The sequence below is a fragment of the Nodosilinea sp. AN01ver1 genome (assembly GCF_050565655.1).
Classification (GTDB): Bacteria; Cyanobacteriota; Cyanobacteriia; order Phormidesmidales; family Phormidesmidaceae; genus Nodosilinea.
Window position 1 is genome coordinate 1 of record NZ_JBNXVS010000065.1, and the last position, 21571, is coordinate 21571.

Here is a 21571-nt window from a genome sequence, read left to right on the forward strand (position 1 = left end):
GTGCCGTCCGAAAGCGACTCTCGCCCGTTTTTGACAACTTGTTGGCTCTGGCAGTGAGGACAATCCATCAGGCTGAAGTAGTTGCACTACAGCCATTTTACTTATCAACGCCTAGCAGACCAGTGCCGAATCAATCTCCTCAGCAATTTCTAATGCCTGCTGATAATAGCTCAGCGCAGTACCATAGTCGCCTTTTGTTTCTGCTATATTTCCCAAGCCAGTAACACTGCCAATCTCTAAGTTTCGAGCACCAATGCCTCGGATAATAACCAAAGCTTCATTATAAGCCTGACTAGAAGAGTCAAGTTGTCCCTGTGAGTAATATGTGCCGCCAATAGCGTTTAGGATAATTGCTTCATCGGCCCTGCGTCCTAAGCTACGATCTGCCTCAAGAGTTTCATAATAAGTATTCAAGGTATCTTGAAAATCGCCTCTTATAGAAGATGAAGCTGCCATGTTATAAACAATACTATTCCGTAGAGCTGGAGTATCTAACTCATCGGCCACAGCTAAAGCTCTTTGATAATAGTCGAAAGCCTTAGAATACTGACCTCTATTCTCATAAACAATGGCAATGTTGTTTAGAGTCCTAGCCCAACTAAGCCTATTGTTTGTGCGATCATAAATGTCTAAAATTTGCTCATAAATAGCTAGTGCTTGATCATAGTTTCCCTGCGATTCATAGACTCCAGCAATTCCTGAAAGAGTTCCACTCATGGCAACCTCTCCAGCTTCAAATTCTTGATCGATTGCCAAGGATTGATTATATAAATCCAGCGCTTCTAAATAACGTCCTTGACTACTATGAATACTTCCCATGCTATGTAATATAGCGCTTTCCGCATGCCAAGAAGACACTATGCAGTCTTCGCGAGTTTCTTCAAACAGTCGTTCATCAAGGCTTTGCCTATAGTTAACGATAGACAGATCTTCTGAAGGATCACCCTCTGCTGACGATAGAGGCGAAAAGCCTAAATAACAAACTTGATTGAGCAAGTCAGGTGTCAGTTCACTTTCTAGCGTTTCTCTACCTTCACGGATCAATGTCAATGCAGTTGTCAGCGCTTCCATTGCCTGAGTGTAGCTTCCCCGTGCTGCGTAAACTCCGCTCAACGAGTTGAGGGAAAATGTCTGAGATTGGAAAATGCTGTTATCCTTTGCAACTTTGAAGGACTTTTCAAAATTTTCTATAGCTTCGTCATATCTGCCTTGGTTCAGATGAATAAATCCTGCCCTATCGAGGGCCATGGTTTGGTAGAAAAACTCTCCTCTGTCTGAAGCAATTTGCTCAAGGTTCTCGTATGCTAACAATGCCTCGGCATAGCGATTTAAGGAGTTGTAAAGGCTGGCAATTGTCGCTAAGCTATCGCTTGTATAGTCAATTCTACCTTCACCCAGTTGTGGGGCCAAATCTAAAGCAATGTAGGCAGACTCAAGAGCCTTTTCATAAAGTCCTTGACTTTCATGAATTTCTCTGCGTTTCGAGTTTATGCGCCATAACTGATTTAGGGCTTGTTTTATGAAGCTGTCCTTTTTCTCTAGATCTTCCAGCTCTTCACTCAGCTCAATAATTTCAAGGCTATATTTCTCTCCTGTTTCTAAATATGCTAAAGCTTCATCAATTTTATTTTCCTGAAAACGTTGCTCTGCCAACCTCGTATACGAGTGATCTAGTGTAGACAAATAATTAAGTTCTCTTTCTCGATCATCAATTTGTCGCGAAACTTCTAGAGCTTTTAGAATGAATCCGATAGCTTTTCCGTGTTCTGCTATGGAGTTGTAGGCAACCCCAATAGCATAGTTACCACCTATGAACCCGCCATAAGCTAAGTTGATAATGGTTTCATTATTGGATGCTAGGGCAAAGGAAATTGCTTGCTCATAGAACTCCAATGCCCTTTTTTCAGAATCCACGGTGTCTTGCAATTGGAGAGATGCTGTAAACCCACTTGCTTCAAGCGTGTAGGCTTGACCTATAGCAACAAACGCCAATGCAATATTGTAGTTGGCAGTAGGTAACCAATCAGTACGATTTTGGCTTTGCGCAATGTATAGCATTTGCTCAGCGTAGTTTAAAGCAAGATTTCCAGCTTCTACAGCATCATTAGCTGAATTTCTCGCCTCTTGTGGATCTGACTTCAAATATTCGTCGCCAACCGAGAGAAAATGTTGAGATTGATCTCTATTGAATTCATAGAGTTGATTTAGGGACGCAATGACCGAATCATAATTTTCATTGTTTTCAGCATTAATCACATTCTCCTGGTGCCAAGCTAAAACCTGAAGACGATATTCTTCTGCCTTTTCAGGTTTTCCTAGCTGCTGATAGGTGTCAGCAAGGTTGCCCAGAACTGCGATTTCATTTGCATGATCGCTCACATCTTTTATAGCCTCAAGAGCAGGCAAGAAAAACTCCAATGCCTGTTCATATTGCTCTTGAAAATAGAGCATCAGGCCAATACGGTTCAGTACAGTACCTTCGGCTGTTCGACCTGTGGCTTGAGCATGGGAAAGAGCCGCTTCATAGTAAGTTTGTGCCTGAGCATAATATTTATTTTCCTGATGCAGGTTGCCAATTTGAAATAGAAACTCTAGCTGACCAGCAACGTTGTTTTGTGCTGCAAGGACGGCTAGTATCCGATCAAAAGCTTGAGATGCTTGCTCAAAATCTTGCCGCTCAAAGTAAATTCCACCTATTGCGCTATTAATAAGCACTTCAGTCTCATGATCAAAACCCCACTCTTGAATTAGGGCTATGCTTTGCCGGTAATTACTCAGCGCCTCATCCACATCACCCTGCTGCGCGGCAAGTGTTCCTTGAATAAGGGGAAGATAGCCACTAACCGCAGGATGCTGGAGGGATTGGTTGATGGTTTCAATAGGCTCAATCAGCCCTTTAGCCTGGTCGAATTCCTCCAACCCCATTAAACTCATAGCCTTCAGTGTCAATGCCCCGGCTTGGTAGTAGCCCTGGCGTAGGGCATCGCTGTCATCCCGCAGCAACGGCAGCGCTTGGTCAATGTAGGTCAGGGCGTTGGCATAGTCCTCTTGAGTACTATAGATACCCCCTATAGAGAGCAGTGCTATGCCTTGGGTAAAGGTATCTTGTGCTTGTTCGCTTAGAGCTGCGGCTCGTTGCAAGCTGGCCAACGCAGCGTCGTAGTCGGTTTCCGAGCTTTGTAGTTCTCCCAGAGCTACCAGTGCTTGGGTTTCCCCAGCTACATTACCTTCGGCCTGGTAATAGCTCAGCGCTGCCTGGATTGCCGCTGCCGCTTCATCGAGGTTTTCCATAGTAATGTGGACAGGGGCGATCGCCACCTGAGCCGCCGCTACCCCATCGGCATTGCCCGCGGCCTCAAACTGGGCGATCGCCTGACTCAACCGCTCCAGCGCCATCGGCAGCCGTCCCTGATAATAGGCTTGCTGCCCCTCTACCAGGGCTGCCGCAGCCGTCCCTGCGACAGGGATTTCAGCATTGGCGATCGCTGAACTCTCTGGCTGAGCTACTAGTTCTTGGCTCAACTCGCCCTGGGCAGAAGCCGGTACTACGCCTCCACTCAAAAGCACAGCCAACAAGAATCCGGGGGCGGAGATGCGGTAGTTCATAGACAGTTCTGGTGAGGGTGACATCAGCATATATGTCTCATCTGCCGCCACTTATTCATCTTTAGGGAAACTTTCGACAACCATGGCCGCGATCGCCCTAATGGATCGGTCGTTGACCATCGCACCATTCCCTCTAACACCTGGTTCTTCGGCTGGCACCAACAGCAAGAGCCGTTAGGATTGAGCTATCGCTTTGTGTTAAGAGGATGACTATGGTTGCTGCTTCAGCCTTCAGCTATATCTCCCCAGAAGAGTACTTGGCGGCAGAAGCCACCAGCCCCATCAAACACGAGTACCGCAATGGCGAGGTCTATGCCATGGCAGGGGGCACCGATGCCCATGTCACCATCGCGCTCAATCTCTGGGCGCTGCTGCGGGCGCACTTACGAAACCAGGGCTGTCGAGCCTATGCTCTAGATATGAAAGCCCGTATTGAAGTGCTTAATTGCTACTACTATCCAGACGTGATGGTCACCTGCGACGATCGCGACTTTTCTTCTAGCGCCGTTAAGCGCCATCCCTGCCTGATTGTGGAAGTGCTCTCTGACAGCACCGAAGCCTTTGACCGGGGCGACAAATTCACCGACTACCGCCACCTGGAGAGCCTGCAAGAGTACGTACTAATTTCTCAAACTCGGCAACAGGTGGAGGTGTTTCGCCGCAATGCCGAGGGGCTGTGGGTGCTGCATCCCTACCGAGCGGGCGAACGGGTTTCGCTGGCTAGCGTAGGTTGGGCGGGGGGAATTGCTGACCTCTACGAAGACGTCACCTTTAGTGAACCTGACACGACACCAGCCAGTGACGATCTAAAATTCGATGCTGAAGCCCGCTAAAAGGAGTCCGGCTGGGCTACAGGGTGGACAGATACTCTAACGGAAGAACATCCCCCGCCTACACCTGCTGGCGCTTAACCAACTGGCTAAACAGCCCCTCTTCAACGGCCAATTGATCAAAGCTGCCCTGCTGAATCAGGCGGCCTTTTTCGAGTACGTAGATGCGATCGGCTTTACGGATGGTGCTGAGCCGGTGGGCCACCACAATGCGCGTCACCCGCAGCCGCTCCAGGCTTTCGCTGACGATCGCCTGGGTGCGGTTATCCAGGGCGCTGGTAGCCTCGTCAAACAGCAGAATGCGGGGTCGCAGGGCCAGGGCGCGGGCAATTAGCAGCCGCTGCCGCTGCCCGCCCGAGAGGTTTGTGCCCCCCTCGCTCACCACCGTGTGCATACCCATCGGCATCGAGAGAATGTCGTCGGCTAGCCCCGCCATGGTCGCCGCTTCCCAGGCTTCTTCCATGGTGATGCGAGCGCTGCTGGCGATGTTTTCAAAAATTGAGGCCGACATCAAACGGCTGGTTTGCAGCACCACGCCAAACTGTCGCCGCAGGGCGTTGAGGTCGAGCCCCGCCATATCCTGCCCGTCGAAGTACACCGTGCCCACCTCCGGCGCATCGAACCCTAGCAGCAGGCGAAACAGCGTCGATTTGCCGCTGCCCGAGGGGCCGACCAGGGCGACAAATTCCCCCGGCTCAATGGCGAGGGTTACGCCATCTAAAATCAGATCCCCGTCGGAGCGGTAGCGAAAGCCCACGTTGCTCACCGTCACCTGGCCCGAGATCCGCCCTGGGTCGGCCTTGTGGGGGTCAACCTCGGGCTGGGCAGCGAGAATGGGTTCGGCCCGCTGCCAGATGGGCAGCACATCGAGCACGTCGATCACGGTACTGCTGAGGCTGGTAGCCCCGCCAATAAAGGTGCCAAAAGCCGCATTAAAGGCCAGAAACGTGCCGGTCGAAAAGCCGCCCTCTCCCCCCTGCGACTGCTGCACCATGCCGGTGGCAAAGGCAAACAGCACCGCCGGGGTAAGGGTCGCCAGCAGGTTGTTGATCACGGTCAAATTGTCCTCAATGCCCTCCGAGGCGAGGGTGAGCCGCAGTTCTTGAGCGTACTGGCGGCCCCAGTAGGCAAAGGCGCGGGTTTCGGCCCCGGCAACGCGGAACTTGGCAACGCCGTTGATCATCTGCACCATCATGCCGAAGAGCTTGCCCTGCTGGTCGTGGAGCGGGCGAATTTTCTTCAGGGTTAGCACCCCCGAGACCACGGTGACGGCCATGTTGAGCAGCGCCACCCCAGCGGCAATTAGCGCCAGGGGAACGCTGTAGTAGAACAGCAGCCCCAGATTCAGCAGCGAGAACAGGCTCGAAAACAGGCTCTTGAGCAGGGTGTTGCCCAACCGCTGGCGAATTTGGCTAATTGAGGAAACTCTGGCGCTCAAATCGCCAATGGAGTAGCCGCGAAAGAAGGACGTTTTCAGCTTCAGCAGCCGATCCCACACGGCGGCCTGAGTGCTGCTGTCGGCGAAAGACTCAATCCGCATCAAGGCAATACCCTGGGTGAGCTGAAACAGGGTGGCTCCAAAGGTGGTGGCCAGCAGGGCAAAGGCAATTTGCAGCAGCAGGGTCTGGTCGGCATTAGGGATGGCCTGGTCGATGAGAATGCCCGTAGCCTGGGGAGTGACCATGCCCAGGAGCGTGGCGGCAATGCTGGCGATCGCGACTACTACCAGTTCCTGACGATGCCCCTGTAGCGCGAACTGAAGCAGCTGCACCGGCTTGAGCTGGTACGGCAGCGGGCGGTAGAAGGTGTGGGCCGCGGGCAAAATTCCCTCGGCAACCGTTCGATCGCACAGCACTCGACTACCTTTCTGCGGGTCGAGCACCTCGTAGCGGGTCGCCCCAACGGGCAGCAGCGCCAGCGGGCGACCATCCCCACGGGCGTAAGCCAGCAGCGGGCCACCATCGCGTCGCCACCAGTCGTCGCGCAGGGCCACCTGGCGAGTGCGAATCTGGGACGCGCGGGCGATCGCCTCCAGCGGATCCCTCACCCGCCGCAAATCCTCTGACTGGGCTGGGGGCTGAATGGCAATTCCCAGCACCCGGCCCACCGCTCCAGCCGCAACTAGCAGAGCATCCTTAGTAGCAGGTTGCTGTCCCTGGGATTTCTCAACGGCAGTAGAGGGCTCAAACACCCCCGCCAACTGCGTTAGCGTCTGGCTCACGGCCTGGATATTCAGCTGCGCACGGGCTTCAAACCGCTGATATTCCTGCACCTGCTGCTGCGCTTCGAGGTGTTGAATGCCCCTGAGCACCAGGGTTTGCAGGTGGCCCAGGCCAGCTAAAACTGGCTCTGCCTGCCGCCGCCCCTGGGGCTGCCAGATCTCCAGTTCTGCCATCGCCGTCGCCTGCAACCAAAGATGGCTGCTGAGGGGTATGGGGCCAACCGCCGGAGTCAGCGTCAGATGCTCCAGCCCCAGCAGTTGCCCTTCCCCGGCCAGCAGCCGCACCCAGGTAATTCGCCCCTGGGATGGCTGATATACTTCTCCGGGCGACAGCAGCCCGCTAGCTTCAATGGGGGTTGCTAACCGCGCCGATACGGTATCTGACAGGGCCGCCCCTAGCCGATGCACCCAGTTTTCAATGGCGGCCAGGGTGGCTGTGGCAGTCCCGCTGTTTGCCAACTCGTCTGCCAACGCTGTTAGAGCGATTGGCCTTAAACTCACCGATTCCAGCGGCATTGCCATCAGCTGGCAAGGGGTCTCTTGCCCCAGCAGCGCCGCCGGAAACAGCATCGCCCCCGGCTTAACGCTAAACAGATAGCGCCGCCGACTGGTCAGCGCTGTTGATTGAACACTGACCGCAAACAGCGCCAGCGTACCCGTTTCCACCCGCCAGCAGGTCTTGGGGTCGTCGAGGAAGAGGGGTTCGTTACTGCGGAGGGAGTGGGAGAGAGAAGCAGGGGATGTGTGGGTGGTGAGCATGGGGGGATGAGGGGATGGGGAGGTAAGGGGATGGGGAGGTGAGGAAGGAGAAGTGCAAAAGGCAAAAGACAAAGGGCAAAATTTTGAATTTTGAACTCAAAACTCTCTCACCCTTCTTCACTGCAAATCAGCTGCAAGTACGGCCCTTCTTGCTCGCGCAGGTCATCGTGACTGCCGCGCTGGACAACTTTGCCGTGGTGCATGACGATGATTTCGTCGCAGTCGCGGATGGTGCTGAGGCGGTGGGCGACGATCAGGCAGGTACAGCCGCGCAGGCGCAGGTTGTAGTCGATGGTGCGCTCGGTTTCGGTGTCGAGGGCGCTGGTAGCTTCGTCCATCACCAGAATGGCGGGGTTGTTAACCAGGGCGCGGGCAATTTCAAGGCGCTGGCGCTGGCCGCCGCTGAGGTTGGCGGCCCCTTCGAGCAGTTCGGCACTGTAGCCGCCGGGCATCGAGAGAATTGTGTCGTGAATCGCGGCGTCGCGGCAGGCCTGGATCAGGTTGGCGTCGGGAATGGTGGTATCCCACAGGGTGAGGTTGTCGCGCACGATGCCCGCAAACAGCAGAATGTCTTGCTCGACCATGGCCAGGGAATTTGTTAGCACAGGGCGCGGAATCTGGTGGCGGGGCTGGCCGTCGAAGCAGATCTCCCCCGACCAGGGCTGGTAGAGACCGCACACCAGCTTGGCGACGGTCGATTTGCCGCTGCCGCTGCCGCCCACTAGAGCCACTCGCTGCCCCGGCTTGAGGGAGAGGCTGAGATTGTCGATCAGCGGCGGCGCGGTGCGGTTGTAGCCGAAGGTGAGGTGGTGGAGATCGAGGAAGCCGTGGAGTTTGGGGGAGAGGGGGGAGGGTGGATGGGTGGATGGGTGGATGGGTAGGCGGGTGGATGGGTAGACGGGTAGGCGGGTAGGCGGGTAGGTGGGTAGGTGGGTGGATGGGTGAGCGGTGGCAGTCGTTGGGGTAGAAGGATCGGGTTCTCGATCGACAGTTTCCTGTGGCTCTGTGTTTCGCCCACTCGCCCACTTGCCCACTCGCCCACTCCCCACGTCCCCACCCGGCAGCAGCGGATCAACTGGATTCTGAAGCACGTCGTCGAGGCGATCGAGGGTGCCGCCGAGTTCCTGGAAGTCGCCTGCGAGTTTGAGCAGCTGGTTGACGGGTTGCATGAACTGCTGAATCAGCGACTGAAAGGCGACGAGCATACCGATGCTGAGGGCACCGTCGATGACGCGGAATCCGCCGATGGTGAGCAGCAGCATGGCGCTGAGGCCGGAGAGAAAGGCGGGCAGCATGCCGAGGCGCTGGTTAATGCGATCCATCTCCTGGCGGGCGTTGAGGGATTTGGCATAGTACCCGGCCCAGCGGTTGAAGAAGTCGGACTCCAGGCCCGAGGCCTTGAGGGTTTCGATGCTTTGCAGACCGGCGATCGCAACGCCGCTGACCTTACCCTGCTCCTGCATTAGCCGGGTATTGGTGTCGGAGCGCTGGCGGGCCACCCAGCGCAGAGCCGTCAAATTCACCGCCACTGAGCCAATGCCAATCAGGGTCAGCACCCAGTCGTACTGCCACATCACCAGACCGTAGAAGACCACCATGACGCAGGAAATAGCGGTGGTGGCCAGCTCGCCCGAGAGCAGGCTGGCGAGGCGATCGTTGAGCTTGATGCGGTTGCTGATTTCCCCGGCAAAGCGCTGGTCGTAGAAGCTCACCGGCAGGTGCAGAATGTGCCACAAGAAGCCGCTCGACATGCCCATGGCCAGCTTGATGCGCAGCCGCCGCAAAATTTGTAGCTGCAATCGCGTTAGCAATCCGGTCAGGACTGAGGTCACCAGCATGCCCAGCAGCAGCGGTCGCAGCCAGCTACTACGACCCTGAATCAACACCTGATCGACAAACACCTGGGAAAAGGCGGGCATGGCCAGCCCCGGCAGCACCAGCAGCAGCCCCGCCAGCAGGCAAAAGGCCAGCGCTCGGAAGGAACCGCGCAGGCGGAAACGGAGCGATCGCACCAAATCCCGCTTTTGCCCGCCTCTTTCAAACTCGGCATCGGGAGCAAAGGTCAGCACCACCCCGGTAAACCCCTCGCTAAATTCGTCGAGGGAAACCGTGCGCGGGCCAGTGGCCGGGTCATTCAGGTACACTCTCTGGCGGTGGAACCCTTCTACGACCAGGAAGTGGTTGAAGTTCCAAAACACGATGTAGGGCCGCTCTAGCTGCTGCACCGCTTCTAACGAAACCTTCAGCCCTTTGCCCGCAAGGTGGTAGAGCCGCGCCGCGTTGAGCACATTCGACGCTTTGCTGCCATCCCGCGAAATACCGCAGGCTTGCCGCAGATCGGCCAGCGATACAATTCGCCCGTGGTAGCCGAGGATCATTCCCAAAGAGGCGGCCCCGCATTCCACCGCTTCCATTTGCAGCAGGGTCGGCGTACGCCGCAGGTCGGGACGGCGGAGGCGGTCTTTGAGTTTGGCGATCAACTGTTTCATGACTCCACTCCTTTCACTGCTTCGTCGCCAAATCCAGCCCACTGCTTGAGGATCGGCAGCAAGTAGGAAATTGGGCGACGCTTTTCGACGGTGATGCGGACTGTGGTGGTCATACCGGGGGTCATGGGCTGGTCGGGGCCTTGGGGGGAGGCTGACCAGCGCAGCTGACTGGGGTTATTGGGGCTGTAGTCAGGTTGCAGGCTGGCAAAGACGGCAATGTGCGGCCCCTGGCCCATGATGCCGGGGAGAATGTCGGGATGGCCGACCAGGCGAGCAGCTCCAGCCTGGGTGACGGGAAAGCTGGAGACCTCGTCAACGGTGCCGAGAATGCCGCCGTATTCTTCGCGTTTGACGGTGGTGGGGGTAGCCTGGAGGGCCATGCCGACGCTGACTTTTTTGCCTTCGCTGACGGGCAAAAAGGCGACGCTGGTGAGGGGGGTGTTGCTGTCCTGAGCGGCGATCATGGCGACAGGCATGCCGGGGTCGAGGCGCTGGCCAGGCTGCGCCATCACCTCGATTACCTGGCCGTCGTGGTCGCTGGTGATGGTCTGGTTGCGGCTGAGCTGCTCGGTGAGCTGGGCGATGGTGGCCTCGGTATCTTTGATTTCTTTTTGACGCTGGGCGGTAATAGTGCTGTCTTGCTCGCGCTGGGCGGCAGCGCTGGCGTCGAGGTCTTGAAGTTGGGACTGGAGGTCGGCGATGCGGTTGAGGTTGTCGAGGTAGTCGCGCTGGGCCTCAGTGTCGCGTAGATCCAGGCTCTCTAGCTGGGTTTCAACATCGTTGACTTCGTTTTGCAGCTCCTGGTATTCGAGCTGCACGCTCAGCACTTCTTCCTGGGACATAGCGCCCTCGGCGGCTAAACGCTGCCAGTTTTCCCAGCGGGTCTGGTAGATGGGCAGGCGGGCTTGCAGGGTTGCGAGCCGCTGCTGAAGGGTCTGGCGCTCCTGGCGCAGCGACGCTTCGGCGCGGGCTTTCAGGGTGGGGGTAAGGGCCTGCTGCGATCGCAAATTCTGCTCCAGTGCTCGCCGCTGCTGGGCGATCGCCCCTTCATCTAGACTGCTGCGATCGCTGTTCAACCGCTGGGCCGTTTGATCTTGGATCTGGAGCTGGGTCAGCTTCTCCTGGGCCAGCCGCAGCTGGGTTTCTAGCTCCGACTGATCCAGCACTGCCAGAATGTCGCCCGCCTTCACCCAATCTCCCGGCTTCACTTCGATCGAGCGCAGGGGGCCAGCACCGGGCGACTGCGCCGTTACCACATCGCTGGGGTAGACCAACACCCCCTGCCCGGTGACGGTTAGGGGAATCTGGCCCAGCAGGCTCCAGGCGGCCCCAGCACTGACCAGCAGCCCCAGGGCCGTTAGCGCCAGCCAGCGCCTGGGGCTGACCACCTGCACCAGTTGATCGAGCTGTTCAGGAGAGGCGCTGCGCTCCAGCGCCTGGGGACGAAATAGGTTGCTGTGTTTTGCCGGTACCATGGTCAAACTCCGGGGGTAGATTGGGCTTGCAAACGCTGCACCAGCCACTCAAAGCGAGCCTCAGCCAGGGCCACCCGCTCCATGGCCTGGCCATCGAGATCGCTATTGGGGGCCAAAACGCCCAGCTTTTGCAGCATGAGCTGCTGTTTGCTGGCCAGCAGCAGGGCCAGCAGACGGTAGAGGCGGGCGGCAAAGGGGCGATCGTAGAGCAGCTTGGCCAGCAGCCGCCAGCGGGGAATGGTGAGCAGGGTAGACTCGCGCAGAGCGATCGCCCTTACCGCCGCCGGAGCCGAATCCATCAGTAGGGTTTCACCAATTAAGTCACCCCGCGACAGTCGGGCAAATTCGGTTTCGGCTCTCTCTGGATCTGGCATAAGGGCGCTTACCACCTGGTTGGGGGGCTGCTCAGCGGCGCTCAGGCCTACCGCCCCCTCCAGCAGTAAATGCAGGGCATCGACCGGATAGCCGCAGCGCAATAGAGGCGTGCCGGGTTTAACCGACTCGACTTGCCCCACCGCCATCATCCAATCCAGGTCACTGTCGGCCAGTTCGGCAAACACCGTCGCCGCTTCCTTGAGCTGAAGCTGGCCGAGCAGAGCTACGCTGTAGCCCATCTGGGCCGCCCATTGGGTAAGCTGGTGCCGCAGAGTCAGGGCTACGACCCGATAGAATGGGGCGGCGAAGGCGGTATCGTCTGCCAGTTTTTGGGTGAGAGTGGTTAAGGGAATTGCCAGAACAGTGGTGTCGGTAAGGGCAAACAAGGTGGATTGGGAGAGGTAAGTGGTGACAGCAGGCAGTGCACCAGCCAACTCCCCACTGGATAACCGCAGGATTTCTTTAGGAATAGCTTTGCCACTCTCGTCAGCTGGTTGGGACTTCAGCACCACCGATAGCTGACCATTGACTACAATCCACAGGTAATCCAGGGATTGGTAGGGACTGTGGAGGCGATCGCCTGCCTGGAGCGATCGCAGCATGCCGGTCTGCACTAGCCAATCCACATCTTGCTGGTTAAATTCTCGAAGCAGGGGCGTTGTCATCGCAATATCCTGATTGGTGAATGGCTCAAAAATTGCTATCGGCCAAACAGGCGCGATAGTCCGGCGAAGACGGCAAAAATTTGCCCTACCGACTCAAAGCCCAGCCCAGCAAATTGGAAAGTGCCTGAGGAGGTATTTGACGTTTGCGCGAGAGTAGATCCTGGGCAGCCGCAGCCTCCCGACAGGCCCAGCATGCTCTCACTTTGATCGAACATTGAACCCGAGATAAAAATGTCTAGTCCGCCAGAAACCTCGTCTAATTCTGTTGGAGATAGCTCAACCGAGGCGAGATCTAAATCATCCTTTTTCATGATTTGCAAAATCCTGTATTCAGGTCAAAAATTGGAGCAAACTTGATTTATTCAGACTTAGGAAACATGCAGAGACATGGTGGAGCCACATCTCTGCATGGAAGCCCTGTGCACTAGTGCGACGAGTAATTAGAGGATTGACATCTAAGGATCACTCGTCGTTTAGATAACGGCTTCTACAGCCCGAAGCTAATCACATCGGAGTTGCCAGAGGCGGTATTGAAGGCACCGAGAGAGCTGATGCTGCCAGCGCCGTTGGGGCCAGCAAAGCTCACCTGATCCATTGCAATACCCGACTGCTCGAAGAAGCTGCTCGCCCCTTTGAACAGGCTGCTGATATCGCCCAGGCCGCTGGCACCGCCGCTGCAATCCTCCAGTTCGCCCGTGGAAAGTTCGGTGATAGCCAGATTGGCGGCCTCTTCAGCTTCGGCAATGATGTCGTTGGGCTTAATGATGTCAGACATGAACGTTTCTCCTTTAGAGAGTTGGTTTTTCCAAGTTAGGAAGGCGGGTTTATTGGCCTTCCTGTTCTTACCTATGTCTCACGGAGATGAGCTTATTCAACTTAGTAGTAACCTTCTTCGATTAGCTGTAGGGTGATCGCATTTTTGTCAGTAGTTTCGGGTTTTACAGACTGCCACCACTGTCGCGCTTGCTGGTGATAGCGAAGGGCAGTTTTGGTCTGCTGTAACCCTTCGTGCAGGCTGGCCAGTTCGGTCAAAATCTCGACCGCCAAGGCTCGATCACATTTCTGACAAAGCATCAGGGCAGCCTCAAAATGGGCGACTGCCAAATCGACATGACCGGCACTCTTGGCCAGCCGAGCAATGCGCTTGCGAATCATGATTTCGTAGCTGTTGCCTTCGAGCTGGTGCTGGTGTTGACGATAGCCGTCGAGGGCCGCCTCGTAACAGGAAAGCGCGCACCAGTGCTCGCTTTGCGCCGCATAGATACGTCCCATGCAGCCCAAGGTGATGGCTTCGCCCAGCTCATCGCCCAGTTCGTGGCGGAGAGCGAGGACTTTTTCGAGGGTTTTAAGGGCCAGGCGGTAGCGGCGGCGATAGTAGTGGCCTATGCCCAGGGTGTGGAGAGCAGCGGCATAGCCTGCGTCGTCGTCGGTGTTGTGTAGCTGTTGCACGGCCTGGGCGGCATAGTCATAGGCCCAGCGGTACTGCTGGCGATGGGCAAACACCACGCTGAGGTGGGTGAGGGTGTGGCCCAGAGCTACGGCATCTTCGGCGTGGCTCAAGGCATTGAGCGATCGCAGATAGGCCCCGGCAGCGCGATCCCATTCGCCCAGTTGGCAGTAGAGATGGCCTAGGGCACTCTGGATTTTGCCGGTTTCGAGCAGGGCAGGTACAGACCGCAGCCAAGAGAGGTGATAGCGCTGTTCGATAGTCTGTACTGCGGGGAACATTTGCATCAAAATTACCGGGCGGCTCTGCGCCAGGTAGTCGATCAAAAAGCGGGGGCTGGTCATGGTAGGTAGGGGTTAAACTCATCTACCTACACCTATGTCTGGATGGGCCAAACCGATTCAGACCAGACCTTTTGGCGATTCCGGTACGGATCCTCGTTCCGAGTCGGAGCCCAAACGCTACGCGAATTGCCCCCGCCGAGTGCTCAGTTTTCTACCACCTGAATTAGGGTAGACAGAGCTGCAAGCTGGGTCGTATCTACCCCGCGTACGCCTCCGCGCACTGTGGTGTCGCCGCGAGTAGTGCGATCAATATCGCCCAGTAGGGTGTCTATCACATTGACGGGGTCATCGTTTTGTAGGCCGATGGGGTCGCCGCTGCGAGTGTTGTTAGCGGCGGCAATTTGCCGAAGGCCGCGCAGAGCATCGCGCAGGGGGCTGGTGCTAACCAGGGTCAAAATTTCAGCATAGCCAGAGCTGCTCAGGCACAGGTGAAAAGCTTTGCTGGGGTTAGCACAGTAGTCGCGGTTAGGGTCGCGCCCTAGCTCCTGACGGGGAATGGCGAGCTGCTGCCCTGGTTCTAACAGTGGTTCACTTTCTGGCGAGTCCCAGTCGGTGGGGTGTAGCACCGCCATGCTTCCTGAGCTGCCGATGGCCAAGATCGCGACGTAGAGGTTGCGGGGTTCGCCATTGGCAACCGTCACCACAATTTCGCTGCCTGAGCGTAGCGCTTGCACTACACCCTCTAGCCTTTGGGCCACCATGCCAACCTGGCTGCCTCGGCTGGCGCTGCGGCCTACGGCCAGATCGCTATCGACTGGTTGCACTACCACTTCGACTTTGAGGTTAGAGGTGTCGCTGTTAAGCACCGATCGCAGCACCTGCCCAGCCAGCAGCAGCTTGAGCGTGGGGTTGAGCCTCTGAATGGCGGAGCCAATGGACTCATCAGGCTCACCAAAACTGGCGCGAATGGCCACTAACCCTGGCGTAAATAGGCCAATGCTGCCCATCTCGCCCACGTCGCGAACGGCTTCGGCGGCGGCGATCGCAAGCCCCTGTTCAGTCATGCGGCCCAGCAGGTAGTGGGGGCTTTGGCTGCCGTCTACCGCGACAGGTTGAATGCGGTTAAAGGTAGCTAGCTGCGATGGCCCCTGAGGGCCGGTCATTGACCATCGTGCCGTCTCCACATCTGCCCCCAAAGAAGCATCTAGACCCACTCGCAGAGTCAAATCGGTCGGCACTCCCCGCACCCGTTCCCGCAGCAGCTGCCCCGCTGCGATCTGCTCCCGAGTGCTATTCGCCAGAGTACCGTAGCCCTCTAGCCCCACTCGCCGGGTTTGCTCAACCTGACCGATTTCATTGCCATTGCCATCCACGACCGAGAAAATAGCCCCGCTCTCAAAAGCGGACAAACTCTGGGACGATACGCCCCCTAGCCAGAACTTGACCTCGCCACTGGCCTCAGCACCCACCACAACGGCCTCTGCTGCCGGGGTCTGGGGACGGCTAAAAAAGAGCGGTTCTTGACCAAAGTTGCGCCCTGGCTCCACCTCGTAGATAGGCGACTGCACAACACGAGCGCTGTTGGCTACATCTCTCGTGCTGCGAGCCAGGTCGACAAACACGCGATCGAGCGGTAGGCTGCTCGGCTGCTGCCACAGGTAGCGGGTCAGGGCATAGGTAAACGCCCCGGCGTGAAACTGCCCTGCACCCTCGCCAAAGGAGGCATCTGCCGCCAGTTGGTTGGCCTGGGCTGACCCGAGCGCTACGCCCTTGGCAATGCCCCGGCTGCGCTCGCCCTTCAGCTGGGCAGGTGACCAGCCCAGCCGCGACAGCCATCGTTCCTGTTCCGCCAGTTCCAGAGCACTGGGTTCTGCATCGCCCAAAGCGATCCGTGACTCGACGGCCCGCATGATTAGATCGCCTCGGGTGCCGCCGCCCGAGTGGCAGCTGTCGAGCATGACCGTCACCTGATCGGTTTTAAGATTCGCCATCAGCAAAAACAGGGTTTTGCCCATGATGTCGTTGACCCGGTTGTCGGTCACATTCAGCCGGGCATCGTAAGGCAGCAGGCTGCCGTTGTAGCCCTCGACCCCGTTGGCGATCGCGATCGGGTCGGGGTCGCGCACCAGAGAACCGTGGCCTGAGAAGTGAAACACCACCACATCCCCCGGCTGAGCCTGGTCAATTAAGTGAGACTCAAAGGCACCTAGCAAGTTCTGGCGGGTAGCGGCCTGGTTTTCTAGCGTCAAAATATTAGCTGGGTCAAAGCCAAAGCGGTGTACCAGCAGCTCTTTTTGCATACGCACGTCGGTGAGGCAGCCCCGTAGGGGAGTGACCCCACCCGCGTACTGGTTGACACCCACGAGCAGAGCCAATTTGCGGTTGGTGGGCTGAGCCAGGGCGCGGGCGTAGCGATCGCCCTGCCGCCGCACATCTAGCTGGCTCAGACCGATCGCCGCCAGGGTAGAACCAGCAGCTTGCAGAAAGTGTCGGCGTTTGAGGTTTGCCATGGGAAAAGAATGAATAAAGAACGAACTTTAGGGTTGGGGTCTACAACGCCTCAATGGGTTGCCAGTCACCCGAGAAGAGGAAGGCCGCCCAGTAATAGGGATGAGCATAGGCAGGGTCTGCAAGCAGCGCGAGCTGCACCTGGCGCAGGGCAACGCTGCGACCTTCGCCCTGGAGCAGGTGCTGGTAGTAGCGCTCCATCAGGTCGGCGGTGGCCTGGTCATCAACTTTCCAAAGGCTCATCAGCTGGCTTTCGGCTCCGGCCATGACGAAGGCGCGGCGCAGGCCATAAACGCCTTCACCATTCGCAACAGCTCCCACACCAGTTTCGCAGGCGCTGAGCACCACCAGGCGAGTGCCACGTAGGTCTAAACTCGCGGCTTCTAACGCGGTAAAAACACCGTCTTCACCGACACTGTCTCGGGTATTGAACCCGGCCAAAGCCAACCCCGATCGCAGCAGCGGATTCTCGCGGCTGGTGGGGCGATTTGTTGCTGGTGGCAGCTGGCCAGGAGCCGCTGAGACGATATTGATCTCGCCGCGACTGTCAACTGGGGGTACAAACTCAACATCCTCAAGAAAGAAGCCGTGGGTAGCCAAGTGCAGGATGCTCGGCCCTTGCACCTGCTTGAGGGCACTTTCGCTAGCCTCGGTCTCGGTGAGCATGATGGGGTTGGGCAACAGAGGGGCGATAGCATTGACCTCGCGCTCGGTACCGGGCAGGGGGCCAAAGCGCAGGTCGGTGATGTTGGCGGAGCGCTGGTCTGTGGCCCTCGCCCCCGCCCCCTGGGAACGAGGGGAGGCAGAGGCACCCGCCGCTAAAGCGCTACCCCCCGCAGCGGCGGTGTTGTAGTTGGGGTTAGCTAGAATGACCGGCGGCTGGCGGCTGGGGGCGGGGTTTTGCAGCCGCAGCAGGTCGCGGCCAGTGGTGAGGTGGGTAAGGGTGTAGGTCTCGGCCAGGTAACGGTCTTGGTCATCGAGCAGCGCCGCAAAGGGCACCAGGTTGAGCTGGCTATCGGGGGAGAGCAGCAGGTGGGTGGCATTGCCCAGCAGCGGGCGAATGGGGGCCATGAGCTGCTCGTCGAGGGCGCGGGCAGCGGCGCGGGCCTGGGTGAGGGAAGTGGGGGTGCGGGTGGCGTTGAGCAAGGCAGCGGCGGCTTCGTCGATGGCGGCAGCCTCACCCAGATCGACCCACTGGGGGTCGCCTGTGGCGTGAAGAATGTAGGCGGCGTAGCGGGGGCTGCCCCAACGTCCCGCGTCGGTTGGATCGAAGGGGGAATAGCGCACCAGTTCGACCAGGGCCGCATCGGCGGGAATGAGGGCCTGAATGGCCTCAATTTCGACCGGCTCGGTGGCCGTGCGAAACTCGACACTGCGGCGGGCAAGGTCGGTTTCTAGCGTCTCAACCTGCTGGCGCAGAGCGTCGATTTCGGCCCGATAGGCGGCGGGATCTTGGTTGCCCAGGCCGCCATAGAGGCGGGTGGCGAGCTGGCTCTGGGCGGCTGTGTAGGCATCGAGCAGAGGGGCCAACTCGGGGCTGAGGTTTTGCCGCAGCAACTGCTGGGTATCGGTGACGGCATCGAGAATGCGGCCCTTGCGCCGCAGCACCGTGGTCAGGGCCAGACGCCCCGCCGCCAGGTTTTGCGGCGTACCCTGAAGATGCAGGGATAGCGTCCTGTGAGTGGTGCCAGATAGGGTGGCGATGTAGGCTTGTTTGTGCGTTTCAGAACCGATGGCCAGGTTGAGGGCAAGATGGGTTTCTTCAACAGCGGCACCCCGATTTAGAAGCGCAATGCTCTGGGCCATATTGCCCTGGGCTTGGTAAAGTCCTGCCAAATTATTTAAGCTGTTGGCGACATCGGGATGGCTCTCGCCTAAGGCTGTTTCTCGAATCGAGAGCGATCGCTTAAAGAGCGGTTCTGCGGCCCTGTAGTTGCCCTGGTCATGGTAGAGTCCTGCCAAATTATTGAGACTGGTGGCAACATTGGGATGGCTCTCACCCAAGGCTGTTTCTCGAATTGAGAGCGATCGCTCATAGAGGGGTTCTGCGGCCCTGTAGTTACCCTGAGCTTGATAGAGGAGTGCCAAATTGTTTAAGCTTTGAGCAACATCGGGATGGCTTTCGCCTAAGGCTGTTTTATAAATCGAGAGCGCTTGCTCAAAGAGGGGTTCTGCGGCGCTGTAGTTGCCCTGATCTTGGTAAAGGGCTGCCAAACTGCTGAGACTGGTAGCGATAGCGGGATGAGTCTCGCCTAAGGTCATTTTTCGAATCGAGAGCGCTTGCTCAAAGAGGGGTTCTGCGGCCCTGTAGTTGCCCTGGGCTTGGTAGAGGAGTGCCAAATTGTTAAGACTGGTAGCGATAAGGGGATGGGTCCCGCCTAAGGCCGTTTCATAAATCGAGAGCGATCGCTTATAGAGCGGTTCTGCCGCACTGTAGTTGCCTTGAGTTTTGTAGAGGAGTGCCAAATTGTTGAGGCTATTAGCGACAAGGGGATGGTTCTCGCCCAAGGCCGTTTCATAAATCGAGAGCGATCGCTCATAGAGCGGTTCTGCAGCGCTGTAGTTACCCTGGGCTCGGTAAAGCTCTGCCAAATTATTGAGACTAGTGGCGACATCGGGATGGCTTTCGCCTAAAGCTGTTTCTCGAATTGAGAGCGATCGCTCATAGAGCGGTTCTGCCGCACTGTAGTTGCCCAAGTCTTGGTAGAGGAGTGCCAAATTGTTGAGGCTAGCAGCGACATCGGGATGGCTCTCACCTAAAGCTGTTTCTAGGATCGAGAGCGATCGCTCAAAGAGGGATTCTGCGGTACTGTAGGTGCCCTGATCTTGGTACAGTCTCGCCAAATTATTCAAGCTTTGAGCGACACCGGGATGGGTCTGGCCTAAGGCCGTTTCTCGAATTGAGAGCGATCGTTTATATAGGGGTTCTGCCGCATTGTAGTTGCCTTGGTCATGGTAAAGGGCTGCTAGGTTGTAGAGGCTGGTGGCGACATCGGGATGGCTGTCGCCTAGGGCTGCTTCTCGAAGGTCGAGCGCCTGCTGCGCCAGGGGAATCGCCTCTGCATAGCGGCCTGCCTGGTAAAGCTGAAACGCTTCCTCAGTCAAGCGCTCTGCCTCTGCTAGGGCGGTGACCTGGGCTGGGTTCGGAGACAATTGAGCCAAAGTAACCCCGGCGGCCTGCACCTCCTGCCCTCCAACCCCGCTTCCCCACAGCAGCGCCGCTCCCAGCACCAGGCTAGCAACAGGGGTTGGCCACCGCCGCAAATACAGTCTAATCAAATTAGGCATCGGTTGTTCTCCCTGTAGCCTGCTCAACACTATGGATTAGTCGCTCGATGTAGTGCTTCAACCTTACCCATGTCTGGCAGCACTGAGTAGACGGTATCGACAAACCAACGCTAGCGGCGTTGAAGTCACCATCACTTAATTGCTCATCGCCCTGAGCTGGTCAAGAATGCGGGGCACCTTCACCGCGACGTTCACCAGGCCCGCTCCGGTCTCTGAGTCAGTCAGTTCGCCAGAGTTCAGCGCCACAATCCGAATGTCGTCATTCATCAGGGTCAAAATTGGCCCGCCCGACGAGCCGCCGTAGGTGTCGCAGAGGTGCAGCACCACCTCTTGCTCTTCACCCACAATGCTGCACCCCACATGGGCACTAGCCGTATTGCCAGGGCTATAGACCGGAAAATCGCCAGAGTAGCCCATCATGACCAGGTTTTCGGCAAAGGGCTGCTCGGCCAGAGCTGCCGTGGAGAAAGAGGCCAGCCCCAGGGTGCCGTACGTTTGCCCCAGGGGCTGGTCAATGGCGACCAGAGCCCAGTCATCTGGGTTGGGTTTGCGCCCGTCAGCAAAGTCAGTACCCAACAACAGAGGTTCTACATTGGCGATATCGTCTGGGCTCGCCACCTGACCGTTAATCAGATTGGGCTTAAATTGAATGTTGCGGGCCAGTTCTCCAGTTTCTGCATCAATGATGCAGTGGGCGTTGGTGAGCACAATGTCTTCGGCCACCAGAGAGCCGGTGCAGATATAGGCGCTGCCATCGGCGGCAAGGCCAGAAATTTGCCCCACCGCCGACCAGGGGTAAGCCTGACTGGTCACGGGCACCCGCCTGTCTTCACCAATCACGGCGCGACTGCCCTCGGTGGGGTTGCCAGAGATAGCCAGCCCAACGGGAATGATCGGCTCGCTGGCCTTTAGGGTACGCCATAGCTCTGAGCGATCGCTATCCGCATTCACAGTTAGCTCTCCGGCCACCAGAGGCGGCGCTAGGAGGTGGCTGGTCAGGCCCAGTACCAGGCTAAAGGCGGCGGTACCCAAAGAGAAAAAGAGGTGCATGGGGTCAACTCCAAGCGAGGTGGATTGAGTTTCTAGACGGATCTATGTCTGGGCGTGCCACACTGATTCACTCGGCGGCCTCAAAGTTGTCGATACTGCTGAAAGCCATACTGAAATAGCTAGCTGAATAAGTTCACGTCACTCAGCCATATATGCTGGTGTCGTCCCCGGTAGAGGGCTACTCATGCGTCATTCCGCAATGTGGTTTTGGTTAATCGCTGCTGCAGTGGCTGCTGGTGTGCAAAGGCCAGGCTTATCAGCAGAGGTGCAGAATCCGCACCTGGTTGAGGCAGAAGTGACTGTCGCCCAATCTGAGTCAACCGAAGACCGCAAAGCCGAAGCTGACCACTTATTTGAACAAGGCACTCAACAGTATCAGCGCAGCCAATTTCGAGAAGCGCTCCAAGCTTGGGAAGCTGCTTTGGCAATTTATGAGGCGATTGAGGAGAGTTATGTTGATTTCTGGTGTATGGAGGGAAAAGAAGGAAGGGCGTATCCTGCTGGATGAAACAAGGTAACCAGCGAAGGAATACACCATGAATGACGACAATCTTATTGCATTGCCCCCGAGCGA

14 protein-coding genes are annotated in these 21571 nt (G+C 57.3%); 2 read left to right on the forward strand and 12 right to left on the reverse strand.

Annotated elements, in window-relative coordinates; all coding sequences use genetic code 11:
* Together ACQ4N7_RS27575 and ACQ4N7_RS27580 are read right to left on the reverse strand one after the other, a co-directional pair.
* A partial coding sequence (locus ACQ4N7_RS27575; RefSeq protein WP_430714661.1) for a transposase-like zinc-binding domain-containing protein occupies window positions 1–68 on the reverse strand: 68 nt, incomplete at its 3' end.
* Window positions 69–111: 43 nt separating this feature from the next.
* Window positions 112–3606 carry a tetratricopeptide repeat protein gene (locus ACQ4N7_RS27580; protein ID WP_430714648.1) on the reverse strand — a complete coding sequence of 1165 codons (3495 nt, stop codon included), beginning with the start codon at window positions 3604–3606 and terminating at the stop codon, window positions 112–114.
* Window positions 3607–3818: 212 nt separating this feature from the next.
* Here ACQ4N7_RS27580 and ACQ4N7_RS27585 point away from each other — a divergent pair, with 212 nt between their 5' ends.
* Window positions 3819–4439: a Uma2 family endonuclease gene (locus ACQ4N7_RS27585; RefSeq protein ID WP_430714649.1), complete on the forward strand. Its 621-nt coding sequence runs from the start codon at window positions 3819–3821 to the stop codon at window positions 4437–4439.
* Window positions 4440–4497: 58 nt separating this feature from the next.
* On the opposite strand, the gene ACQ4N7_RS27590 is transcribed toward ACQ4N7_RS27585, so the two are convergent.
* From ACQ4N7_RS27590 to ACQ4N7_RS27635, 10 genes are all read right to left on the reverse strand, one after another.
* Window positions 4498–7416 (reverse strand): NHLP bacteriocin export ABC transporter permease/ATPase subunit, encoded by a 2919-nt coding sequence (locus tag ACQ4N7_RS27590; RefSeq protein ID WP_430714650.1) that lies wholly within the window; start codon window positions 7414–7416, stop codon window positions 4498–4500.
* A 107-nt stretch (window positions 7417–7523) separates the two neighbouring features.
* Entirely contained in the window at window positions 7524–9905 is a 2382-nt protein-coding gene (locus tag ACQ4N7_RS27595) for an NHLP family bacteriocin export ABC transporter peptidase/permease/ATPase subunit (protein WP_430714651.1), read from the reverse strand.
* Window positions 9902–11380 carry an NHLP bacteriocin system secretion protein gene (locus ACQ4N7_RS27600; protein ID WP_430714652.1) on the reverse strand — a complete coding sequence of 493 codons (1479 nt, stop codon included), beginning with the start codon at window positions 11378–11380 and terminating at the stop codon, window positions 9902–9904. Before ACQ4N7_RS27600 ends, ACQ4N7_RS27595 begins: the two co-directional genes overlap by 4 nt.
* Before the next feature lie 2 nt (window positions 11381–11382).
* Window positions 11383–12420, reverse strand: a complete 1038-nt coding sequence (locus tag ACQ4N7_RS27605) for a cyclic nucleotide-binding domain-containing protein (RefSeq protein ID WP_430714653.1) — start codon at window positions 12418–12420, stop codon at window positions 11383–11385.
* Between the two features lie 35 nt (window positions 12421–12455).
* Window positions 12456–12731 (reverse strand): hypothetical protein, encoded by a 276-nt coding sequence (locus ACQ4N7_RS27610; RefSeq protein ID WP_430714654.1) that lies wholly within the window; start codon window positions 12729–12731, stop codon window positions 12456–12458.
* Window positions 12732–12907: 176 nt separating this feature from the next.
* Complete coding sequence (locus ACQ4N7_RS27615; protein WP_430714655.1) at window positions 12908–13195, reverse strand: hypothetical protein; 288 nt, start codon at window positions 13193–13195, stop codon at window positions 12908–12910.
* Window positions 13196–13296: 101 nt separating this feature from the next.
* The gene (locus tag ACQ4N7_RS27620; RefSeq protein ID WP_430714656.1) at window positions 13297–14211 is read right to left on the reverse strand and encodes a tetratricopeptide repeat protein; all 915 of its coding nucleotides are present in this window, start codon (window positions 14209–14211) and stop codon (window positions 13297–13299) included.
* A 143-nt stretch (window positions 14212–14354) separates the two neighbouring features.
* Entirely contained in the window at window positions 14355–16661 is a 2307-nt protein-coding gene (locus ACQ4N7_RS27625; RefSeq protein WP_430714657.1) for a caspase family protein, read from the reverse strand.
* Window positions 16662–16701: 40 nt separating this feature from the next.
* The gene (locus ACQ4N7_RS27630) at window positions 16702–19947 is read right to left on the reverse strand and encodes a tetratricopeptide repeat protein (RefSeq protein WP_430714658.1); all 3246 of its coding nucleotides are present in this window, start codon (window positions 19945–19947) and stop codon (window positions 16702–16704) included.
* A 135-nt stretch (window positions 19948–20082) separates the two neighbouring features.
* The gene (locus ACQ4N7_RS27635; protein WP_430714659.1) at window positions 20083–20997 is read right to left on the reverse strand and encodes a trypsin-like serine peptidase; all 915 of its coding nucleotides are present in this window, start codon (window positions 20995–20997) and stop codon (window positions 20083–20085) included.
* A 184-nt stretch (window positions 20998–21181) separates the two neighbouring features.
* Here ACQ4N7_RS27635 and ACQ4N7_RS27640 point away from each other — a divergent pair, with 184 nt between their 5' ends.
* Window positions 21182–21505 (forward strand): hypothetical protein, encoded by a 324-nt coding sequence (locus tag ACQ4N7_RS27640; protein WP_430714660.1) that lies wholly within the window; start codon window positions 21182–21184, stop codon window positions 21503–21505.
* The last annotated feature ends 66 nt before the right edge of the window (window positions 21506–21571 follow it).

What these genes read in the sequence shown, in the direction of transcription:
- ACQ4N7_RS27585 (WP_430714649.1), top strand. Translation starts at nt 3,819, where the DNA reads ATGGTTGCTGCTTCAGCCTTCAGCTATATCTCCCCAGAAGAGTACTTG.
- ACQ4N7_RS27605 (WP_430714653.1), bottom strand. Translation starts at nt 12,420, where the DNA reads ATGACAACGCCCCTGCTTCGAGAATTTAACCAGCAAGATGTGGATTGG.
- ACQ4N7_RS27580 (WP_430714648.1), bottom strand. Translation starts at nt 3,606, where the DNA reads ATGAACTACCGCATCTCCGCCCCCGGATTCTTGTTGGCTGTGCTTTTG.
- ACQ4N7_RS27615 (WP_430714655.1), bottom strand. Translation starts at nt 13,195, where the DNA reads ATGTCTGACATCATTAAGCCCAACGACATCATTGCCGAAGCTGAAGAG.
- ACQ4N7_RS27600 (WP_430714652.1), bottom strand. Translation starts at nt 11,380, where the DNA reads ATGGTACCGGCAAAACACAGCAACCTATTTCGTCCCCAGGCGCTGGAG.
- ACQ4N7_RS27625 (WP_430714657.1), bottom strand. Translation starts at nt 16,661, where the DNA reads ATGGCAAACCTCAAACGCCGACACTTTCTGCAAGCTGCTGGTTCTACC.
- ACQ4N7_RS27620 (WP_430714656.1), bottom strand. Translation starts at nt 14,211, where the DNA reads ATGACCAGCCCCCGCTTTTTGATCGACTACCTGGCGCAGAGCCGCCCG.
- ACQ4N7_RS27590 (WP_430714650.1), bottom strand. Translation starts at nt 7,416, where the DNA reads ATGCTCACCACCCACACATCCCCTGCTTCTCTCTCCCACTCCCTCCGC.
- ACQ4N7_RS27595 (WP_430714651.1), bottom strand. Translation starts at nt 9,905, where the DNA reads ATGAAACAGTTGATCGCCAAACTCAAAGACCGCCTCCGCCGTCCCGAC.
- ACQ4N7_RS27635 (WP_430714659.1), bottom strand. Translation starts at nt 20,997, where the DNA reads ATGCACCTCTTTTTCTCTTTGGGTACCGCCGCCTTTAGCCTGGTACTG.
- ACQ4N7_RS27630 (WP_430714658.1), bottom strand. Translation starts at nt 19,947, where the DNA reads ATGCCTAATTTGATTAGACTGTATTTGCGGCGGTGGCCAACCCCTGTT.
- ACQ4N7_RS27640 (WP_430714660.1), top strand. Translation starts at nt 21,182, where the DNA reads ATGCGTCATTCCGCAATGTGGTTTTGGTTAATCGCTGCTGCAGTGGCT.
- ACQ4N7_RS27610 (WP_430714654.1), bottom strand. Translation starts at nt 12,731, where the DNA reads ATGAAAAAGGATGATTTAGATCTCGCCTCGGTTGAGCTATCTCCAACA.